The sequence below is a fragment of the Neobacillus sp. SRL179 genome, assembly GCF_984799095.1.
In genome coordinates this window covers 4,520,194-4,537,954 of the sequence record NZ_OZ481792.1, presented here as the reverse complement: position 1 = coordinate 4,537,954, position 17,761 = coordinate 4,520,194, and the positions used below count along the sequence as shown (strand labels likewise).

Genomic DNA, 17,761 nt, shown 5'->3' with positions numbered 1-17,761 from the left:
TTTAGGATGGGAGTTGTAAGTATGAAGAAAATTTTTATTTCAGTGGCGGTATTTGTTGTTTTATTATTCGGAATGTCTGCTTGTAGCCATTCATCTAAGGATGTTACATCAACTAAAAATCAATCGGAAAGTACATCAGTTGAAAGCAGCAACTCGCAGGCAGAAGATAATTCAGAGCAAGCTAATGATACAGACAAAAAAGCTTCGACAGATCTAACTAATGAAACAAAAGAAAATGAAAATGTTCGGGAAGATAATCCAACCAATAAAGTAACAAAAATAGTGGGAAAAAGAGAGTTTCTAGCAAGATTAGATAACATCCAAAAAGAACTTGATGCCTTACCGGAAAAACAGGATTCAGATAAAGGTGTAACAAACGCTATGAAAAACTACTACGGAAGGTCTTACGAAATGTATGACCAAGCATTAAATGAGATTTATTCTTTACTAAGGAAAGAGTTATCACCAGAGACAATGAAGGGCTTAAAAACCGAACAAATTAAATGGATCGAACAGAAAGAAGATTTAGCAAATAAAGAAAGACTCAAATATAATGGGGGGACTTTTGAAAATGTCGCCTATTATATGTCTTTATATGAATCAACAAAGGGAAGATGCTATGATTTAGTGAACCAATATATGACAGATTAAAAGATAAAAATACATGTGAGTGAACTGGTTGCAAAACAATGGCAGCCTTTTTTTTAATTAAAATACTGAAGGCCCGGCTGCCATTACGGTGGCCATTTTTTATTGAACTAAAGAGTACTAGGGTACTTAGGAGGCTTTATTAAGATAGTTGATGTGAATGAAGGGAAATGTCGGTAATTAGAGAAATATAAATAAGGAAAGAGTATTGAAAGACAATGAATTTTTTGAGATGGAGAAGCCATTCTGTCTAAATGGCTCTCTTGAGGCACTTTATCGATAAAATTATTAATACTTGTATAGGAGGATATCGTATGACTTGAGGGAATATTTATAAGATATTCGTAAGTATTCTAAAACCACGGCTGCCAGCAGAACCGGCAGCCTGTCGCTTAAGTGAAAAATAGTAATCCTTTTTCTTAGAGAGAAATTGAATATAAATTATATCCATCCAAAATTTAGGAGGAAAACATATGTGGAAGGAATTTGTCAGTTCTATTTCTCAGGAATATCACTTTAAATCCCCTGCAACAAAGTTTGAAATTGCTCAAATTCAAAAAGAATTAAATATTGAATTACCAGAAGAATTATGTGCCTTATTTAATGAAACAAATGGTGTGTTTGACAACTGGAATTGTCCTTTAATTTGGTCAACTTCTCAAATTATAAAGGACAATCTATTTTTTAGGGATTTTGAGGATTATAGAGATATTTTTATGCCATTTGATCATCTTTTCTTTTTTTCAGACGCTGGTAATGGAGATTTATTTTGTTATGCCATTTTAAAAAACGGGACCATTGAAAAAAGCGATATTTATGTTTGGAATCACGAGGATGATAGTCGAACCTGGGTAGCAGCCTCATTAAAACATTTTATTGAAGGTTGGATTACTGGTAAGATTGGTGTTTAGTTGGTTGTTGGAGGAAATTAATAAATGATAAAAAATGTAGGTACTGAAGAGGCGATTAAAAGATGGGATGCCTTTGCAGATAAATATTCAAAAAATCATACCGAACAAGGAGACCTTCATAAAGAAGTTTTTTTAAACCCCACTCTATTGTGCTACTGTGAGACCTACTAGTGAAACATCTAATTAACTAATATGAGCAGTTTGTGAAGTTAAAAGCTCGAAATATACAAAATTAAATAAATAGGTGGGGTATTGTGAATTTAAAGTGTTTAGCTTCAAATATATCAAAAGTGTATATCCGGAACCCAAAGGTTGAAGCTGTGTTACTTGGAGGTTCTGTTTCTCGCAACTGGAATGACGAGTATTCCGACATTGAGTTATTTGTACTTTGGAAAGAAGGTCCAACAGAAGAGGATAGGAAAGTCTCCATTAACTCAGTTAATGGAAGGATTATAGATTTTCATCCTTATGAGGAAGAGGAATGGTCAGAAACTTATTTGACTAACGGTGTTAAATTAGAAATAAGCAACTTTTTGACTTCAACTATTCAAAATATAATTAATGATGTGATTATAGAATTTGATACAGATTTAGATAAACAATGTCTTGTAGCAGCAGTTAATGATGGTATTCCACTTTATGGAGAAGAATTATTAAGTCAACTTAAGAAAAAAGTTGAGATTTATCCAAAAGAATTAAGTGTAGGAATGATAAGAGATCACCTCTACCTTGGTAACCGATGGAATAACCGAGAAGCTTTACTAAATCGGGAAGATTGGTTGATGCTTTATAAAGTAATAGTCTCTGTACAAACAAATCTTATGGGAATACTCTTTGGTTTAAATCGATTATATGTACATCATCCAGCTTTTAAATGGCAAAAACATTCTTTAGATGCTATGGAAATTATCCCAATAAACACATTTAATCGCTTTTCATCTATATTGATTAACCATCCTAAAGAAAGCGTGAGTGAATTGGAGAATATTATACAAGAGGTTTATGAACTAATAAGAACAGAGTACCCATCATTAGATTTTTCCGGAATTATTGAAAAATCACTTTTTTTAAGACCGAAAAATAATTAAAAATAATCGAATGGTTTTTATTAAACAAATAGGAGGCGTTTCTGTTTAATGCGGAAACAAGAAATAATCTTCATATCTCTATAATCCGAAGTTTGTGAAGAAATGTACTTAAACAAACGGATGCTTTTGTTCAATAAGAAGTCGAAGCAGCGACTTTTTTTTGTTTAACTAACGGTGCAGGTTAGTTTAAGGTTAGTAACCAAAAAATAAGGTAAACGTCAAATAATTAGGGGGAGTGTTGCGATATAAAAAATCTAATTGTTATCATCTTATTGTTTGGGTTTATCTTAGTTGGATGTGGTTTAGAGAAAAAGACATTGCCTGAATTTTATAGCAAAGACTTTGGCGATGTATCTAAGATAGTTATAGTAAATGGAAGCACAGGAAATCATAAGACAATTGGTGAAAAAGCTGTTATTGAGGAATTCTTTGATAAGATAATGAATGTAGAGTTCATTCCAGAAAAAAATCAAGAAGAAAGAAAAGGTTGGAGTTATTCAATTAGGCTTTATCAAGATAACCAAAAAACTTTTGAATTTGAACTAACAAAAGTTAATGGAAACTATTATTATACAAAACCAGATATTTATCCAATTGTTGATGATTTTTATGAAAAAATTACTGTTCCAGAAAAATAAAAGTTAATTTTCCCTTTTTCAACTAAACCAGCTAATAGTAAGTTAATATTTTCCAATAAAAGGTTTTGTTGTATTTAGTTAGATTTAGGCCCCACATTATATATCTAAAAAAGTGGAATATAGGTGAAAAATATGAGTAAGATTATTAAATATTACAATCAATTTGATGAGTGGGGAAGACTTGAACGTGAACCAATTGAATTCCAAGTAAATTGGCATTATATAAAAAAATATATGCCCCAAACAGGGTACGTTCTTGATAATGGTGCTGGACCAGGAAAATATTCAATGGAACTTGCTAAAGATGGTTATAAGGTAACACTGACCGATTTAACACCAAGATTAGTTGAAATGGCAAAGGACAAAGCAAAAGAACTCGATTTAGAAGGACAATTTGAAGGATTTTATGCAGCGGATGCCAGAGAACTTAATATGATTGAAGATGAACAGTTCGACTCATCATTAATGCTTGGTCCTATGTACCATTTGCAGGAAGAATATGACCGTATTAAGGCAGTTAAAGAATTAAAAAGAGTGACTAAAAATGGTGGACTGGTTTTTGTTGCCTTTATGCCTAGAATTAGACACGTACTTACATCGCTCTTATCTCCAGATAATTGGAAGCCAAACAATAATATGGATACCATTTTTCAATTTTCTCAATCAGGTTGCTTTAATCACACAGATGAAGGACGTTTTACAGGTGCGTATTATTTTAATATAGAAGACATCAAACCGTTTATGGAAGTAAACGGATTTGAAACTTTAGAGTTAATAGGTTCCAATGTAGGAGCGATATTAAATAATGATAGTTGGGATTACTGGAGAGACAAAGGTGAACAAGAAGTAAAAAAAATAATTGATTTAATTAAAGAAAAAGCAACAGACCCTTATATTCTTGGTATTTCAACTCACTTGCTTTACATTGGTAGGAAAAAGTAAACCTAATATCATTTCATTATGTTCAAGTAGAGTGCGATGTCTTTAACAAGCCATCGCCTTTTTCGGTTTGATTAACCCAGCAGATTGTGAAGTATTGTACTTAAAGTAACGGGTGCGAGAGTTAAACAAATGATCGCTGCGGCAGTCTTTTTCTTGTTGTGCTATCGGGCAGGTAACTTGAAGAAGGATTTTTTAAGGAAATGGTGAATATCATATTTTGAAGGGGTGATTGCAGTGGAGTAAGTGATTTTTATAATCTTGGTTAAATACTTTGAAGAAAGGGATTTATAACTATGAATACAAAACTAATAATAGTAGAAGGTTTACCTGGATTTGGAAAATCAACCACTGCAAAGCTAATAAATGAAATTCTTAACCAAAATAAAATTGAAGTTGAACTATTTTTAGAGGGAAATTTGAACCACCCAGCCGACTATGATGGTGTATCTTGTTTTAATAAATTTGAATTCGATAGATTATTATCTAACAGTGGAGATTTTAAAGAAGTACTTCTTAAAAGAGTTCTAAAAAAAGGAAGCAATTATTTATTACCATATAGAAAGATAAAAAATGAGTTTGGCGACCAGTTTTTGGACGAATTATTTAACACTATTTTTAAAAACGATATATATGAATTACCATTCGATAAAAATGTTGAATTAATTGCTGACAAATGGAATGACTTTGCTGAAATCGCTCTAGAAGGTAATAAGGTTTATATCTTTGAATGTTGTTTCATACAAAATCCATTAACTATTGGGATGATTAAATATGGTGTACAAAAAGAAAAAATAATAAACTATGTCATGAAGGTTGCAAAAATTATAGAGAATTTAAATCCAATGTTATTGTATGTAGAACAAGATAATCTTGAATTTTCATTTAGGAAGGCATTAAAAGAAAGAACTCCAGAATGGTCCACAGGAATTGTCGACTATTACACTAACCAAGGCTATGGGAAAGAATATAACCATTCAGGTGTAGAAGGAGCGATAAAAGTTCTTGAAGCTAGAAGGAATTTAGAGTTAGAAATATTCGATATGTTAAAAATGAAAAAAGAAAAAATCAACAATACAAAATATGAAATTGACTCATATAGGTCTAAGTTAAAAGATAAGTTAGCATTACAAATGGTAAAATAGCTTTTTAAATAGCGTTCTTTTATTAAAGACCCTAGCTGCCCATTGAGGCAGCATTTTTCTTATTGCACTATCATGAAAATAAACTTCTCTAACTCCGAAAAAAGACAATAACAAAGAAGGACGATTGAAATCATATTTAGTATGCATAGGGTGTTTCATTTTTTATTGATTTCCTCCTTTTACATAATAAGTAATTTGATCGTGAAAAATAAGAAAAAAAAGCATGGGGGTAAATTCTATTGGCTCCAACAAATCCTTTAAGCGCATCAGAAGCGGGAACACTTTGGTTAACTTACCAAGAAAAAACACTGATTCTTAGGATGTTAGAATATTTCTTTGAAAAGGCAGATGACCCAAGGGCTAAAAATATTACAGGTGGTTTGTGGGAATCACTGAATTCGTATATTTTAGAGATGGAAAAGATATTTCAAGACCAAGGAATGGTGAAACCTGTTGGATTCACAAAAGAAGATGTCAACTTAGAAGCACCAAAGTTGTATGACAATGGGTTTGATATTATGTTTGTCCGTATTTTAAAAAAAGTTAGTATGGGGATGTACACCATGAATATGAATATGGCTTACAACAACCAAATGATTAAGCTTTATGAGGGGCTTACTTCTACCACTCAAAGAGTTTATTTGTTAGCCACTCAATATTTGCTTGAAAAAGGTATTCTATCTCTTCCACCAAAATCGACCATGCCAAAGTCAACGGAGTTTATTAAAAATAAAAGTTACATGAGTGGATTGAACCCATTTGATTCTAAAAGGGCTTTGAATGACCTAGAACTGGGGATACTTCATCACGCAATAGAGTCAAATAATATTGGATTGCAGCTTATTACAGGATTTGCTCAATGTTCAAGGACCAAAGAGGTTAAAGAATACTTTGTAAAAGGAATAGAACTTTGTAAGAAGCAAATAAGAACATTTCAAGAAATTCTTTTAGAAAGCAATGTTCAGTTTTCCTCTACTTTGGGAAGTACGGTAACCACTTCAACCATTCCCCCATTTTCTGAAAAACTCATGATGCATTGTGTCTACCTTCTAAATGGGTTCTGTATGGTAGGGAGTAGTTTTGGAACATTTTTTACATTAAGAAATGACATATCTTTAAAAACTGCCTTAATTGCAAAGGATATTTATTTCTACGGCGATGAAGGAATTAAAATTAAGATTAAACAAGGATGGTTTGAAGAACCACCACAAACGGAGGATCGGGCTCAAATCATTAAAAATAATCAATAAATTTTATTTTAAAAAAATAATAATAGAAGGCCACTGATTTTTATCAGTGGCTCTTTGTGTGTTTAATGGAAGACCCTCTTACGATTAACTATTTATTCAACCACGGTGGATTTCCAGTTACTTAATTCCATTAATAATTCGTGGACAATGTGTTGTTCAAAATCTTTTGGCTTATCCAAAAGTATCCCTCTTTTTGATGCAACTGCAATTATTAGTCCTAATTCATAGTACATATTTTTAGAAACTAATCCTTTTGAAATCATTTTTTTCATTTCATAATAAAATTGAATCAAAAAATCACTTGGTAATTTTTCATACAAAGACATTTTCGGAAACACCCACTATTCCTACTGTATTAATAGGAATAATATCAAGTAAAACTGAAATTGAAAAGAGTTTTTCGCCAGATTCATAAATTTGTCATTTAATTTACAAATACTTATGACAATAAAGCTTTCTTTTTCTGTAAGGGATCCTAACCGGGTTGAAACATACACAGTTTCAATTGCAATCAATTCCATCATCTTTTCGTATAGAAAAACTTATTAAGAAACATGCACTAGAAAAAATATAAATCATATATAGGTGATATCCCGTTTAAATGGTTGAGGAGGATATCATGAAACCTATGCTGCCTATTGAAAAATATTTCGGAAAGTTTGAACTAGTTTATGCATTTAATGGGGCAATGCCTACAGGTGTTACTGTTTCAGAAACTGGCCGTATTTTCATTTGCTTTCCGAAATGGGGAGACGATGTTAAATTTACGGTGGCGGAAATTGTTGAGGATAAATTGCAGCCTTATCCTAATTTACAAACCAATCTGGTTAACCCTGAGAATATCACCATGACTTTTATCAGTGTCCAGAGTGTAGTTGCTGATGGAAGGGGAACGCTTTGGGTATTAGATACTGCGGCACCCAATTTTTCTGAACCTATTAAAGGTGGGGCAAAATTAGTCGCTGTTGATTTAAAAACCAATACAATTAGAAGAGTATATACCTTTACAGAAGATGTTGTCCTGCCAACAACTTACCTGAATGATGTCCGATTTGATTTTCGTGTTGGAACTGCAGGTTATGCCTATATAACGGATTCTTCTTCCAAAGGACCAGGGGCTATTATCGTCGTAGATTTAGAAAATGGAATTGCGTTTAGACGGTTAAATGGAGCAAATTCAACTTCACCCGATCCCTATTTTATACCGAAAGTAGAAGGTCAAATTTTAATGAATCGAAACAAAGACGGTTCAACTTCTCCGTTTAGATTGGCGTCTGATAGTCTTGCGATTTCTCCCGATGGAAAGATATTATATTTTGCTCCACTAACCAGTCGTCATTTGTTCTCAATCTCAACAGAAGCCCTAAGAGACAGAACGATACCGGACGTGGATTTACCTTATCATGTGGAGTATTGGGGAGAAAAAGGTGCGTCTGATGGAATGATCACCGATGCAAAGGGAATTGTTTATGCTGGAGATTATGAAAACAACAGTATCCGTAAAATATTGCCAAATGGCATAATGGAAACTATCGCACATGATCCGAGAATTTTGTGGCCGGATACTTTTTCAATTGGTTCGGATCAATATTTGTATGTCATTGTGAACCAATTACATCGCCAGCCTAGATTTCATTATGGAAAAGACTTACGACAGAAACCTTATAGTTTACTTCGTATCAAAATTGATGAATTTCCTGCTCCTACCTTTTCATAATAAAAATAGTCAATTAATTGTTTTCATTATATAGTGTAAAACAAACACTAGTAAGCAAGAAGTATTAACTTGATTTACTTCTGCAAAATAAACTCAAAATGGTTTAATAGGAACAGTTTAATTTGGTGAGTGTTAAACTGTTCCTAGGAATTTATAATGTCGGTAAGTTCAATGCTGTATTGATATTATTTAAATCTAAATTGATTTGTTCGTTTGTATCCCAAGCATAGTACCATCCTTTTTCTGCCATATATAAGGATATTTGTTCATGCATATCAAGAGCTTCCATTAAATGGCGAGTGAGCATTTCTTTAATTTCCGGCGTTCCTGCTTCCGTAACTGCCATGGCATAATTTCTAACTCCACTTTTAGCTGATATGAGTAGATCCATTGCAACCACTTGATCCGATAGTCCGTCCATGCCAGTTAAAGTTTCAATGATTGGATTCATGTTCATTCATCTCCTAATTTACTGCTTAGCGTTGGAAAGGATAGAAGCATATTCTTGTAATTGTCTCGTAGATACATCAATGTCTTGCTGCATAATATTTTTTAATAGCTGATCCGTAACTAACGCTTTCATCGTTTTGGATTTAGTTAAACAAGTGGTCTTAAATGCAGCCATCTCATGGACCTCAAGAACTTCATGTAAGGCGTAGTTCATTTTTCATATCTCCTTCCTCAGGGTTTCAACACGACTTTTATACAATCATCCATTTTTGTGTCAAAAATCTCATAGCCACGCTTTGCTTCACTAAGTGGAAGTACATGACTTACGACATCTCCTGGATCAATTTTTCCTGTCGAAACTAATTCAAACATATATGGCATATAGTGAATCACAGGTGCTTGCCCAGAGCGGATATTGATATTTCGCTGCATAATATCTCCAAGAGGGAAACCATTATATCTTCCGCCGTACACGCCAGTAACTTGAATTGTCCCGCCTTTACGCACTGCTTGTGAAGCCATGATAAACGCACTTAATGCACCGCCTTGAAGCTTCATTCCGCTCGCAAGGAACTCCATATCAGTCATTTTACCGTCCATACCAACTGCATCAATGACAACATCCGCACCTCCTTTGGTGATTTCCTTCAGGTAACTTCCTACATTCTCATGGTCCTCAAAGTTAACAATTTCTACTTTGTTGGTGCGCTTGGCGTGCTGCAGGCGATAATTGACATAATCAACGGCAATGACTCGCTTTGCCCCTTTTAGCCAACAGAATTTTTGAGCAAAAAGACCAACCGGACCACAGCCAAAAACAATAACGGTATCTCCATCCTTTACGCCTGCATTGTCAACAGTCCAAAAACCAGTAGTCATCGCATCGGCAATAACTGTTAACTTTTCATCTGGTTCTTCACAAGTCTCTGGTATTTTGAAATGAGTAAAGTTGGCAAATGGCACTCTTAAATATTCAGCTTGCCCACCTGGATAGCCCCCCGTCGTACCAGAATATCCGAAATAGGCACCCATATCACCATTATCATTAGAATTATCACATTGGCTTTCCAAATGGTTTTTACAAAAAAAGCATTCACCGCATGCTATATTAAAGGGAATAATTACGCGATCTCCCTTTTTTAGTTTAGTCACACCTGGACCAACCTCTTCGACAATTCCCATTGGTTCATGACCAATGACATAGTTTTCTTGCAGGTTAGGAATCATGCCATGAATTAAATGTAAATCAGACCCACATATAGCGGTACTCGTTACTTTAATAATCATGTCATCTGGTTTTTCAATCTTTGGATCTGGAACTTCTTTGACTACAACATTTTTAATACCTTGATATGTTACTGCCTTCATTGGTTACAGCCTCCAGTGTTAGTGTTCATCAGGTGTCCGGTCAAACATACCTTTTCTATTGGTCTCAACAGGGAATAGATTCATTTTGCCAATCATCAATGTATTGTTGGCAGAGAGTTGATCTAGTTTATACTGTTCACTTAGTTCGTATGGGTGGAACCATTTTTTACTAATCATTAGGTCTGTAATTTCTTGGTGCATGGCAATCCCTTGCATTAACTGGTTTCGTAAGACGGTTCTAACATCAGGTGATGCAGACTCCGTTAATGCGACAGCAATATTGCGCACACCTTCTTTGGCACGAAGAAGTAAATCCATCGCAAATGTGGTATCTGCTAGCTCTGGTACGTGTAGCGCGTTTATAGGGTCTAAATAGTCCTGGTTCAATGAATTTGCCTCCTATTCAATTTATTATTGGTGTTGGCCGGTTTTGAGGAACTGGAGCTTCAAAAGGTGCGCGTTGATAAATTGCCTGTAATTCTCCAAGTGCTTGCATGGATTGTTCAACATCTTTTTGCATCAATGCTCTTAAATCATGATCAAATACGAGTCCTTGCATTAGTTTTGATTTCGCTAAGCAAAGGGTTTTGAAATTAATTACTTCATGTAGATCCAATGACTCATGATCGGCTAATTTTTGAATGTCCATTTTTGGTCCCCTCCTTATTGACTTAAACAAAGGTATTTTTCCAAATTTACAATAAATCATTCATTAAAAGTTTTTTAAGATAGGAAAAACGCTCATTAAATGGCTGGATTTATATAATGTAGAGAATATTTCAAAAAAAATGATTGTAATGAGTTAAGGATTATAAACACCTTATAGATGAAAGAATAACAAACAAGAAAGAGGGTGTTTGCTATCTTTATTCTATTTTTTCTAACAGTGATAATTGTCCTAATAGTAGCTTTTTGTGTAAAAAGGAGAAAGACCAGGCATGAATTGTTTGCGAGCGTATTATTTGCTTTAATGATGAATTTTGTGTCGGATTTATATCTTGATGTTAAATACCATCTTTATTGGTATTTTGATAAAAAGGAGGTTGATTGGGCGTATTTAATTGTTGCCATGGGACAGGTAGGAGTATTATATATTATTGTTAATTACTTTCCGAGTAACGCTGCTACAATTAGAAAATTAATATATGCCCTGGTCTGTACAGGAATTCTTGTTTTGCTTGAATTATATACTGTAAAAATTGAGGTATTACATTATGGTAAATGGAATCCTTGGTATTCCGCAGCAGTGTATTTTGTGTCATTACAGTTTCTTTATTTTGTATTAAAATACATACAGGATAGTAGAGAGGTTAGTGAAAAAAACGAAATAATTTAGCAAAATTTCCTATGAGAAAAAAGAGTGAGAAATGCCATAAATAAAATTATTTCTCAATCAAATCTACTTTTTCTGTAAGGGATTCTAACCTAACCGGGTTACAAGTTAATGAATTCATGTACATTGCAATCATTTACACAACAGATATTCGAGAATTTCTCCCTTTGGAAGATGATAATTTTGGACTTGGAATTTTATTATTACCCTTAACACTTGTCATGTGGATTATTTTTATGGTTTCAAATTTATCGGTGTCTTAAACAGGAAGAAGGAAGGAGTTTAAATATAGAGTCATATTTTTTCTGATCTCCAGTTTTGGTCTTTTTTAAATTCTAAAGTTTAGTTGAATGAGGAATCAAACCATTATTTTTTAATAAAATTGAATATTCTGAAACAATATACAGCTGATACCGTCTATTATTAAGGGGGGATTCCTAAATGCTTAAAAAAGCATTGGTTCTTATGTTGTTAATAATTTATCCATTAACACTTGTGGGCTGTACTAAGGTTTCCAATAATAATGAAGAAACAGTAAATAACCATCAGGACAAGAGAAACCGAGCACAGAATTGGAATGAAAGTTCTTTTTTTAAAGCTGGTAATTATACTTTAATTGGTGAAAAAGGACGTTTAGGTTTTATTTATGATGATAATGATGTCCTTAGATTTTATCCAAATAAAACCCAAAAATATATGTGGCATTTTTGGGGAAAAGATAAAGAGTTTGAAGGAAAACTAAAGGTTGTCGCCACACACGAAAATGATGGGGAACAAATAACTGTGTTAGAAGGTGTAGATCTGGGTGGACCCAATAATGGCGCAGACCGACACATCCCATCCAATATGTCCCTGCCTAAGAGCGGAATGTGGAAGTTAGATGCTTATATTGGAGAGACACTATTTGGAACTGTATTCATTAAGGTTCATACGAAATAAAAAGGCATTTTGAACTATTGAATCAATAAAAATGATGAAAAATACCATTAAAAGATAATTTTATCACCTAGTAAATTTCGCTATAATGCAATGTAAAGGGGGTGCTTATAGTTGGATAATCACTTAAGAATATCTGGTACTTCTTCCACTCATGCAAAGCCTAGTATTGGAAAGGCGATACTTTGTATGGGGCGAAACATTTATCTTTATCGCTAAACAAGCTTTCTAATATTTTGGCTTTGCACCTTATTTTTTCAAAATCAAAATAAGGAGCGGGCAAAATTGAACTATATTAATGCCAACAAAGTTCTACCAGAACAGCTAATTGTAGAAATACAAAAGTATGTCCAAGGGGAAACTCTTTACATTCCCAAGCCGGAAACGGAGCATTTGAAATGGGGAACCGTAAGTGGTGGGAGACGGAGCCTTGATCGCCGTAATGACACCATTAGAGATTCTTTTAGTAGTGGCAGCAGTATCCAGCAACTGGCTGAGGAATATTACCTATCAACTGAAACCATTAAGAAAATTGTTTATTCACATAAAAAGTAAGCGAACAGCACTGTTGAATATCTTTCAAACAGTGCTGTTTTTATGTAAAAAACGTTTCTAAATCATTTTATCCATTTTGCGGGTTTGCGGCATGGTTTAAAATATAAGGATAAGAGTTGGGAGTAAAATGATTGGAGATATATATGATGACCGAAAAATTTATTAGGAATGAACAGTTGAATTTTATCAGAAAACAGATTGCTTTAATTAAGGACAGCACCAAAAAGAACGTACCTCAGAACGTTTTGGCCGCTGTGATCGAGTTAGCTAATGCTAAAATCTTGGAGCAATTCCCAACGGTATCAAGGGAACAACAAGAAATGCTGGATCTTTCCGGACTGAAAACTGATAAAGAGTATGAGCACTATATAAACCATCTCTCGGACTATTTGCTGCCCTTTCCAAAAATCACTGAGCAGCAACTGAAAAAAATGTTTCCCAAGCATAAAAAATTGAAATTGCCTGATTTATCCACTTTAGACCACAACCAGTTGACCTATTTAAGCTGGAATGACCTAGGCTATAATAAAAAATTTATCGTATATGAGCTAGAGGGAAAAATGGTTGGCATTGAATGTGAATTTGCGCCCACTAATAAAAAAAATTTTTGTTCCTTTTGTAATAGTTTTGGTGAGGTGGCCCATTTTTCCACGGTAACCAAAGCGAAAAAATCTAAAAATCCGGATTATTACAAGTCTATCGGTAATCTTATTTGTGTCGACAGCAGCGAATGCAATAAAAAAATAACGAATGTTGACTATGTAACTACTTTTCTAAAAGATGCACTAGCAAAATGAGGACTTCAGATGGTACTTAACATCAGGGTATAGTTATTGAACCTAGGCTGTCATATTGGCAGTCTTTTTTAGTGCCGAAAAGCGCATTTTAGTTAGACCCCTTATGTCCAATTTGAACCAAATTCAGAAAAAAAGCAAAGGTGAAATTTCTTTACCCTGCTCAGAACATTTAACTATTACAGGCCATTAAAACATTACCATCTAAATCTTTGAAGTTAAAATAGGCAAAATCACCAATACGCTCGATTTCTTTCACAACGATTATTCCTTTGTTCTTAATAAACTGGTACGCTTCATCAATATCTTGGACGAAGAAGTTAAATAAAACGTTATCTGAGGGATTCAATTTAAAGCTTGGGTCAAATGTGTGATCATCTAGGGTAAGGCCAGTTTCTGAAGTTACAGGGACATTGTAAACAGGAGAGTCGACTAAGTCTTTATTAAAGGGTAATCCAAGTAGATCATTGTACCATTCTGCGGATTTTTTTAAATCACTAACATGGATAAATACATTATTTACCTTACATGCAATTGGTGAGACAGTTGATTTCATAAACATTCCACCTTTTTAATTTCTGTATATTAACCATTCAACAGTAATTAAAAATAACCTTTTAAAATTCTAAAGTTTATGTCGTTTTTTACAGCTGTTGTGACAATGTACTTTAGCAACGGGTCAGTTTAGTTAAGTAAATATTTAAGTAATTTGCTAGAATAGGAACAACAAATTTTATGAGCAGTTCTTGTTGGACTAAAACAGCTAATAGCGTTTTTGCTTGGTTCACATAATTAGGCAACATTCTTATATAAGAGTTGTTGCCTGGATAGATTGCCAGGAAGGATTTGGGCACTTTATTGGTGAATTCCTTTAGTGTATGGACGAGGCATTTTTTACAACCATAGATTTTACGAACAGGCAGCCTTTCTTTACTAAAAACGAATTCTCGGAGAGTAGGGGCAAAATGAGATTTGAAAATAAGGTAGCGATCATCACCGGCGGAACGTCGGGAATTGGGCTGGCGGTTGCGCAATCCCTCATGGAAGAAGGAGCGAAGGTAGTCATTGCAGGAAGAAGTCGCCCTAAAGGTGAAGAAGCATTATCCAGATTAAAACAAATCCATCCAGATGTTCTATTTGTTCCAGTTGATGTCAGCAAGTCCAGTGAAGTGGAAAACATGGTACATACAGCCGTAACCACCTTCGGAAAGCTGGATTTCGCCTTCAATAACGCAGGCAATTCCGAAGGAAAACCCGCTCTCACCCATGAATTCAGCGAAGAGGACTTTGACCATATGATGGGTGTTACAATCAAAGGCGTTTGGCTGTGCATGAAATACGAGCTTCGGGCGATGCTTCAGAATGGGGCAGGTGCAATCGTCAATACTTCTTCGCTGGATGCTTTGCTCAGTTCCCCTGGAACTACTGCTTACGCAGCGGGGAAAAGCGGCATCAATACGCTATCTAGGTGCGTAGCCCAAGAGTATGGCAGCCAGGGAATAAGAGTCAATACTCTTACTCCTGGAGCATTTAGGACCCCGATGATTGAAAGGAAGTTTGCCGGCTTATCGGCAGAAGACGCAATAAGATTAGAGGCCAAATATAACAATTTGAATGCTTTAGGAAGAATTGGCAACCCAGAGGAAGCAGCAGCTGTTGTCACATGGCTGCTCTCTGATGAAGCTTCTTACATTACCGGGCAAAATATCATCGCAGATGGCGGAGTGAATTTTGTTAATTGAGGATTATTGAAGAAGTGGTAGATATAAGGGGACTATAGATTGATAGGATTTAATACTGGCGGTCCCCTTTGTGTCCCTTAAAAGGATCTGGCATGTGCTAAAAAACTCCATATGCCCATATTCTCCCGATAATACGCCAGCCGGTCCTCCAGCGTCTCGGTATGAAACTTAAACTTATGACCATCCGGATCCAGGAAATACACCGAATGCTTATCCCGGCCGTGGCGCTCCCGCCCTGGCAGGATTTCCACTCCCACCAAATTCAGCCGACTATCCCGCCAAACTCTGCCTCATCCACCGAAAACGCCACATGCGTATACGACTCCCGGATATCATTGCGTTGGATTCATATTATTTTCTCCTCCTCCTAGAAATACATATTAGTCGGTAACCCCTAACGCTCCTTGTAATCTCATAGGTTCGCTTGTTAAACGGGATCATGGTCCCAACCAGCCTTAATCATGTTTATACAAGCAGGGGGGTGAACAGTTTAGCTGACGAGATCTAGTCCCACGGGGGCTTTAGTTTAAGAAGGGATTGCTGCGGCGATCTTTTTTTGTCAGTAAAGAAAGGTTATTCCTTACATGTATAGAATAAGTAGTTATATTTGTTAAGGTGGTGTTTTGATGCTTCAACATGAATATGGATGGGTTCGACAAACTAGAGGAACCCTGTTAGATTTTTGTGGGAAATTAGATCCTCATCATTTTACCCTTCCAAATGGATTCGGTTGGCAAAGTGTAAGAGACACATTGGTTCATATAACTGATTGCTATGTTGCATGGCTTGGCTCATTTGTTTTATTGAAGACGAAAAAACCACTTACTCCAAAGGAAGAAATACAAAACCTCAGTTTAGAGCAAATAATAGCACGATTTGAACAAGTGGATTCAATTGTAAATGAATTATTAGAACAACATGGACATAATTTAAACGTGCTAATGGAGAGAGAAATCCCTTGGAGAGAAGCACCTGAACTATTATCTATTACTCCATCTAAATTGCTAATGCATACCATCACTCACGAGTTTCATCACAAGGGACAAATAGTAGCCATGCTCCGTCAGATGGGCTATGAGCCGCCAAATACAGATGTATTAGGAACAGAGGATTAACTTATTCAAGAAGTAATTTGGGCGATGTTTAAATGACATTGCCTTTTTAGTTGAAAAAGTTGGTGAAGTACCGTACTTAAAGGGTGGGTTACTTGAAGATCCGGCGGCCAATAGGGCAGCCATTTTTTATTGAACTCAAAGTAGCAAGTTACTTAGGAGGCTTTATTAAGATAGTTGAAGAATAATATATAAAGAAATAGATAAAGGGGTGGAAGGAATGAAACATAACTTGGTTGCACTTTCGATTTTTTGTTTGGCAGTGAGTATCGTTATAGGCTGTCGGTTTATTTCTGACAGTTTAAGCGAAAAGAAAAACTCTCCTACAAAAGAGACTCAAAAACAGCTGCTAACAAAGACAGAGGTAGCCCATTACTTAGGGATAAGTCCAAAGGAAGTTCAAAAGTTAACGGAAATACCCAATGGGGAAACCAGTTTTACGAGTGAAATCCCACATATAAAAATTGATCAAAAAGATTATTATCCTAAAAAGGCAATAGACAAATGGCTTCTAAACACAGAACTTATTGTTGTTCCGTAATGAGCTGGAACTTTAATGTTTATGGGGTATGTTGTTTTTTTTTCGGTATCCAGTTACATAACCAACTAACGGTTAGAATAAATAGCTGAAAAAGAGCACCCTTAGTGCTTTTTTTATTTGTGGTCAATCGTCCCTAAGTCTTGCCCATCTTTCATATAGACGGGCTCCAAATTTCTCTCTGAGTGTACTATATAGTGTAAGTCAGACTATGTCTTCATGCATTAGAAAGGAAGTGTAAAAAATGGTAAATGCCTTACCGATGTCAAATGCCTTACCAAATGCACTACCCAATGCCTTACCAAATGTGTTGCCAAATGCCTTACCAAACGCCTTGCCTAACGTCTTACCGATTACTCCTCTTCCCCAGCCAGTGTCTTACTGCTATGCAGCTCCTGTTTATGCTGATTGTTTTCCTGTACATGGGTGCGGTGAATTTATCCTCATCGTAGTGTTGTTTATTTTATTAATCGTTGTGGGTGCAGTTTGTTTCTGTTAATAGATGTCACTGAGGAGAATTACTTCGGTTTTTTTAAAACTAAGATTGTGAAATGATAAAACTTAAATTTCGGGTGCATTACTGGAACAAAGGTAATG

Annotated in this window: 24 protein-coding genes and 1 pseudogene; 17 read left to right on the top strand and 8 right to left on the bottom strand. The window is 35.1% G+C overall.

The window, feature by feature from the left end:
• The first annotated feature begins 21 nt into the window (after window positions 1–21).
• The 8 genes from AC4E8C_RS22325 to AC4E8C_RS22290 all read left to right on the top strand — a co-directional run bounded on the left by AC4E8C_RS22325 (window position 22) and on the right by AC4E8C_RS22290 (window position 6,619).
• Window positions 22–651 carry a lysozyme inhibitor LprI family protein gene (locus AC4E8C_RS22325; protein ID WP_490208823.1) on the top strand — a complete coding sequence of 210 codons (630 nt, stop codon included), beginning with the start codon at window positions 22–24 and terminating at the stop codon, window positions 649–651.
• A gap of 470 nt (window positions 652–1,121) precedes the next feature.
• Window positions 1,122–1,559 (top strand): SMI1/KNR4 family protein, encoded by a 438-nt coding sequence (locus AC4E8C_RS22320; protein WP_490208822.1) that lies wholly within the window; start codon window positions 1,122–1,124, stop codon window positions 1,557–1,559.
• Between the two features lie 24 nt (window positions 1,560–1,583).
• A complete protein-coding gene (locus AC4E8C_RS22315) occupies window positions 1,584–1,730 on the top strand; it encodes a hypothetical protein (RefSeq protein WP_490208821.1) in 147 nt (48 codons plus the stop codon).
• 83 nt (window positions 1,731–1,813) lie between these two features.
• Entirely contained in the window at window positions 1,814–2,647 is an 834-nt protein-coding gene (locus AC4E8C_RS22310) for a DUF4037 domain-containing protein (RefSeq protein ID WP_490208820.1), read from the top strand.
• Window positions 2,648–2,964: 317 nt separating this feature from the next.
• Window positions 2,965–3,285, top strand: a complete 321-nt coding sequence (locus tag AC4E8C_RS22305; RefSeq protein ID WP_490208819.1) for a hypothetical protein — start codon at window positions 2,965–2,967, stop codon at window positions 3,283–3,285.
• Window positions 3,286–3,417: 132 nt separating this feature from the next.
• On the top strand, window positions 3,418–4,227 hold the full coding sequence (locus AC4E8C_RS22300) for a class I SAM-dependent methyltransferase (RefSeq protein WP_490208818.1): 810 nt from the start codon (window positions 3,418–3,420) through the stop codon (window positions 4,225–4,227).
• Between the two features lie 293 nt (window positions 4,228–4,520).
• Window positions 4,521–5,369, top strand: a complete 849-nt coding sequence (locus AC4E8C_RS22295; protein WP_490208817.1) for a hypothetical protein — start codon at window positions 4,521–4,523, stop codon at window positions 5,367–5,369.
• Window positions 5,370–5,608: 239 nt separating this feature from the next.
• Window positions 5,609–6,619 carry a DUF3231 family protein gene (locus AC4E8C_RS22290; RefSeq protein ID WP_490208816.1) on the top strand — a complete coding sequence of 337 codons (1,011 nt, stop codon included), beginning with the start codon at window positions 5,609–5,611 and terminating at the stop codon, window positions 6,617–6,619.
• Between the two features lie 92 nt (window positions 6,620–6,711).
• Here AC4E8C_RS22290 and AC4E8C_RS22285 read toward each other — a convergent pair whose 3' ends face one another.
• The gene (locus AC4E8C_RS22285) at window positions 6,712–6,945 is read right to left on the bottom strand and encodes a hypothetical protein (protein ID WP_490208815.1); all 234 of its coding nucleotides are present in this window, start codon (window positions 6,943–6,945) and stop codon (window positions 6,712–6,714) included.
• Window positions 6,946–7,238: 293 nt separating this feature from the next.
• Here AC4E8C_RS22285 and AC4E8C_RS22280 point away from each other — a divergent pair, with 293 nt between their 5' ends.
• Window positions 7,239–8,336: an L-dopachrome tautomerase-related protein gene (locus AC4E8C_RS22280; protein ID WP_490208814.1), complete on the top strand. Its 1,098-nt coding sequence runs from the start codon at window positions 7,239–7,241 to the stop codon at window positions 8,334–8,336.
• Window positions 8,337–8,487: 151 nt separating this feature from the next.
• Here the strand turns inward: AC4E8C_RS22280 and AC4E8C_RS22275 are convergent, their stop codons facing one another.
• The 5 genes from AC4E8C_RS22275 to AC4E8C_RS22255 are packed head-to-tail and all read right to left on the bottom strand — an operon-like array spanning window position 8,488 to window position 10,803.
• Window positions 8,488–8,787, bottom strand: coding sequence for a spore coat protein (locus AC4E8C_RS22275; RefSeq protein WP_490212629.1), 300 nt, complete (start codon window positions 8,785–8,787; stop codon window positions 8,488–8,490).
• A gap of 18 nt (window positions 8,788–8,805) precedes the next feature.
• Complete coding sequence (locus AC4E8C_RS22270) at window positions 8,806–9,000, bottom strand: hypothetical protein (RefSeq protein WP_490208813.1); 195 nt, start codon at window positions 8,998–9,000, stop codon at window positions 8,806–8,808.
• A 17-nt stretch (window positions 9,001–9,017) separates the two neighbouring features.
• Window positions 9,018–10,154: a zinc-dependent alcohol dehydrogenase gene (locus AC4E8C_RS22265; protein WP_490208812.1), complete on the bottom strand. Its 1,137-nt coding sequence runs from the start codon at window positions 10,152–10,154 to the stop codon at window positions 9,018–9,020.
• Window positions 10,155–10,172: 18 nt separating this feature from the next.
• On the bottom strand, window positions 10,173–10,541 hold the full coding sequence (locus tag AC4E8C_RS22260; protein WP_490208811.1) for a spore coat protein: 369 nt from the start codon (window positions 10,539–10,541) through the stop codon (window positions 10,173–10,175).
• A 16-nt stretch (window positions 10,542–10,557) separates the two neighbouring features.
• The gene (locus AC4E8C_RS22255) at window positions 10,558–10,803 is read right to left on the bottom strand and encodes a hypothetical protein (protein ID WP_024030851.1); all 246 of its coding nucleotides are present in this window, start codon (window positions 10,801–10,803) and stop codon (window positions 10,558–10,560) included.
• 204 nt (window positions 10,804–11,007) lie between these two features.
• On the opposite strand from AC4E8C_RS22255, the gene AC4E8C_RS22250 reads away from it, so the two are divergent.
• From AC4E8C_RS22250 to AC4E8C_RS22235, 4 genes are all read left to right on the top strand, one after another.
• On the top strand, window positions 11,008–11,490 hold the full coding sequence (locus AC4E8C_RS22250; protein ID WP_490208810.1) for a CBO0543 family protein: 483 nt from the start codon (window positions 11,008–11,010) through the stop codon (window positions 11,488–11,490).
• A 438-nt stretch (window positions 11,491–11,928) separates the two neighbouring features.
• Window positions 11,929–12,426 carry a DUF4871 domain-containing protein gene (locus AC4E8C_RS22245; RefSeq protein ID WP_490208809.1) on the top strand — a complete coding sequence of 166 codons (498 nt, stop codon included), beginning with the start codon at window positions 11,929–11,931 and terminating at the stop codon, window positions 12,424–12,426.
• Between the two features lie 282 nt (window positions 12,427–12,708).
• On the top strand, window positions 12,709–12,978 hold the full coding sequence (locus AC4E8C_RS22240) for a CD3324 family protein (RefSeq protein WP_490208808.1): 270 nt from the start codon (window positions 12,709–12,711) through the stop codon (window positions 12,976–12,978).
• A 143-nt stretch (window positions 12,979–13,121) separates the two neighbouring features.
• Window positions 13,122–13,775 (top strand): FusB/FusC family EF-G-binding protein, encoded by a 654-nt coding sequence (locus AC4E8C_RS22235; RefSeq protein WP_490208807.1) that lies wholly within the window; start codon window positions 13,122–13,124, stop codon window positions 13,773–13,775.
• 169 nt (window positions 13,776–13,944) lie between these two features.
• On the opposite strand, the gene AC4E8C_RS22230 is transcribed toward AC4E8C_RS22235, so the two are convergent.
• Window positions 13,945–14,328, bottom strand: a complete 384-nt coding sequence (locus AC4E8C_RS22230; protein WP_490208806.1) for a VOC family protein — start codon at window positions 14,326–14,328, stop codon at window positions 13,945–13,947.
• Between the two features lie 409 nt (window positions 14,329–14,737).
• On the opposite strand from AC4E8C_RS22230, the gene AC4E8C_RS22225 reads away from it, so the two are divergent.
• Window positions 14,738–15,514 carry an SDR family NAD(P)-dependent oxidoreductase gene (locus AC4E8C_RS22225; RefSeq protein WP_490208805.1) on the top strand — a complete coding sequence of 259 codons (777 nt, stop codon included), beginning with the start codon at window positions 14,738–14,740 and terminating at the stop codon, window positions 15,512–15,514.
• Window positions 15,515–15,613: 99 nt separating this feature from the next.
• Here AC4E8C_RS22225 and AC4E8C_RS22220 read toward each other — a convergent pair.
• Window positions 15,614–15,860, bottom strand: a pseudogene (locus AC4E8C_RS22220) (VOC family protein); the annotation flags it as partial.
• Window positions 15,861–16,140: 280 nt separating this feature from the next.
• On the opposite strand from AC4E8C_RS22220, the gene AC4E8C_RS22215 reads away from it, so the two are divergent.
• The 3 genes from AC4E8C_RS22215 to AC4E8C_RS22205 all read left to right on the top strand — a co-directional run bounded on the left by AC4E8C_RS22215 (window position 16,141) and on the right by AC4E8C_RS22205 (window position 17,663).
• A complete protein-coding gene (locus AC4E8C_RS22215; RefSeq protein WP_490208804.1) occupies window positions 16,141–16,629 on the top strand; it encodes a DinB family protein in 489 nt (162 codons plus the stop codon).
• Between the two features lie 217 nt (window positions 16,630–16,846).
• Window positions 16,847–17,167: a helix-turn-helix domain-containing protein gene (locus AC4E8C_RS22210; RefSeq protein WP_490208803.1), complete on the top strand. Its 321-nt coding sequence runs from the start codon at window positions 16,847–16,849 to the stop codon at window positions 17,165–17,167.
• A gap of 241 nt (window positions 17,168–17,408) precedes the next feature.
• Window positions 17,409–17,663 (top strand): YjcZ family sporulation protein, encoded by a 255-nt coding sequence (locus tag AC4E8C_RS22205; protein ID WP_490208802.1) that lies wholly within the window; start codon window positions 17,409–17,411, stop codon window positions 17,661–17,663.
• Window positions 17,664–17,761 lie beyond the last annotated feature (98 nt).

Coding starts and splice junctions, on each gene's coding strand:
- AC4E8C_RS22325 (WP_490208823.1), top strand. CDS start 22: ATGAAGAAAATTTTTATTTCAGTGGCGGTATTTGTTGTTTTATTATTC.
- AC4E8C_RS22320 (WP_490208822.1), top strand. CDS start 1,122: ATGTGGAAGGAATTTGTCAGTTCTATTTCTCAGGAATATCACTTTAAA.
- AC4E8C_RS22315 (WP_490208821.1), top strand. CDS start 1,584: ATGATAAAAAATGTAGGTACTGAAGAGGCGATTAAAAGATGGGATGCC.
- AC4E8C_RS22300 (WP_490208818.1), top strand. CDS start 3,418: ATGAGTAAGATTATTAAATATTACAATCAATTTGATGAGTGGGGAAGA.
- AC4E8C_RS22295 (WP_490208817.1), top strand. CDS start 4,521: ATGAATACAAAACTAATAATAGTAGAAGGTTTACCTGGATTTGGAAAA.
- AC4E8C_RS22285 (WP_490208815.1), bottom strand. CDS start 6,945: ATGTCTTTGTATGAAAAATTACCAAGTGATTTTTTGATTCAATTTTAT.
- AC4E8C_RS22280 (WP_490208814.1), top strand. CDS start 7,239: ATGAAACCTATGCTGCCTATTGAAAAATATTTCGGAAAGTTTGAACTA.
- AC4E8C_RS22275 (WP_490212629.1), bottom strand. CDS start 8,787: ATGAATCCAATCATTGAAACTTTAACTGGCATGGACGGACTATCGGAT.
- AC4E8C_RS22270 (WP_490208813.1), bottom strand. CDS start 9,000: ATGAACTACGCCTTACATGAAGTTCTTGAGGTCCATGAGATGGCTGCA.
- AC4E8C_RS22265 (WP_490208812.1), bottom strand. CDS start 10,154: ATGAAGGCAGTAACATATCAAGGTATTAAAAATGTTGTAGTCAAAGAA.
- AC4E8C_RS22255 (WP_024030851.1), bottom strand. CDS start 10,803: ATGGACATTCAAAAATTAGCCGATCATGAGTCATTGGATCTACATGAA.
- AC4E8C_RS22245 (WP_490208809.1), top strand. CDS start 11,929: ATGCTTAAAAAAGCATTGGTTCTTATGTTGTTAATAATTTATCCATTA.
- AC4E8C_RS22235 (WP_490208807.1), top strand. CDS start 13,122: ATGATGACCGAAAAATTTATTAGGAATGAACAGTTGAATTTTATCAGA.
- AC4E8C_RS22230 (WP_490208806.1), bottom strand. CDS start 14,328: ATGAAATCAACTGTCTCACCAATTGCATGTAAGGTAAATAATGTATTT.
- AC4E8C_RS22225 (WP_490208805.1), top strand. CDS start 14,738: ATGAGATTTGAAAATAAGGTAGCGATCATCACCGGCGGAACGTCGGGA.
- AC4E8C_RS22215 (WP_490208804.1), top strand. CDS start 16,141: ATGCTTCAACATGAATATGGATGGGTTCGACAAACTAGAGGAACCCTG.
- AC4E8C_RS22210 (WP_490208803.1), top strand. CDS start 16,847: ATGAAACATAACTTGGTTGCACTTTCGATTTTTTGTTTGGCAGTGAGT.
- AC4E8C_RS22205 (WP_490208802.1), top strand. CDS start 17,409: ATGGTAAATGCCTTACCGATGTCAAATGCCTTACCAAATGCACTACCC.